Source organism: Nocardia sp. NPDC058058, from assembly GCF_042885355.1.
Taxonomy (GTDB): Bacteria; Actinomycetota; Actinomycetes; order Mycobacteriales; family Mycobacteriaceae; genus Nocardia.
In genome coordinates, this window is the sequence record NZ_JBHVSA010000050.1 from 1 (window position 1) to 1,089 (window position 1,089).

General features: G+C 70.9%; 2 protein-coding genes. Both read left to right on the plus strand.

The window, feature by feature from the left end:
• On the plus strand, positions 1–371 hold a 371-nt coding region (locus ACFVUS_RS44090; RefSeq protein WP_387781591.1), incomplete at its 5' end, for a hypothetical protein.
• A gap of 256 nt (positions 372–627) precedes the next feature.
• On the plus strand, positions 628–1,089 hold a 462-nt coding region (locus ACFVUS_RS44095), incomplete at its 3' end, for a hypothetical protein (protein WP_387781594.1).

The following is a 1,089-nucleotide window of genomic DNA, read 5'->3' on the forward strand; positions in this document are numbered from 1 at the left end:
CGGCGGAAGAGAACGAGCGCAAGGCGACCGCCGACGCGAACACCCAGGCGGCTCGCAAGCGTGAGGCCGACACCGAGCACGCCGCCGCCGAAGCCCGGCTCGCCGCTGCCGAAATCGAGCGGCGCGCGGTCGAAACCGAGGACACCGCGAAGCTGATGCCGCGCGAGCGGGCGGTCCGCAAGGTCGCGCGCATGGCGCTCGCTGCCGGCGCGGAGTTCGTCGGCCTGGACGCCGACGGTATCCACCGCGAGCTCTGCCGGGTCGTCTCGATCGCCGACGTCCAGCGCGCGTTCGACGTGTCGTCCACCGACACCGCCTCCAAGTACCGCCAGGAGGCCGTCACGCTGCTCGCCGACGGCTACCGCCCCTGAGCCACCGTCCGGCACACACCAGTGAGGGCCAGCCCGCGGCATTCGGGCTGGCCCTCGCTGCGACTGCCGGAAGCAGTCGACAGCCCACCCAGTACACCAGGTTTACCGCCTTCAGCAGGCCGGTCTCTCGTACTGGGACCTCCTCTGTCCTCAGCTTCGGCGAGCCCGGCCCGGCCGGTTTCGCCGGAGCTGTCGCGCCCTCGTCGAGGAGCGCAAATGACAACAACAGCACCTGAACTCCCCAGGAGGAACCAGCGTGACCCACGACCGTGACCGCGAATACATCGACCAGAGATTCACCAGCCTGACCACCGGCGTGGAGTGGGAGCAGCCCGCTCCCACCCCCTACGGGCCGCCCGTCAAGGCTCCGATGAACGGGCAGACCAAGGCCCTGATCGCCATGGCCGGACTGGTCATCGTCGGGGCCAGCGCGGTCGGCGTCTCCGCCTTCAGCGGGCAGGCCGAGGTGCGGGCCCAGGAGCTTGCCCTCCAGGCCCAGCAGCTTGAGGTGGAGAGGGCCAAGGTGAACGCCCCGGACGCGAAAGCGGAGGAGCGGCGCGTGGCCGGATTCCAGGCGTGCATCGAGAAGGCCGGCCTGAACAAGGACGTCTGCGCGCAGGCGTTCCCGGCCCCCGGTGACACGAGCCTCGGCGGCTCCCGTGGCGCGGCCAATGTCTCCTCCGCTGCTGACACCAGCCAGGGCGGAGGGCTCGGCGTC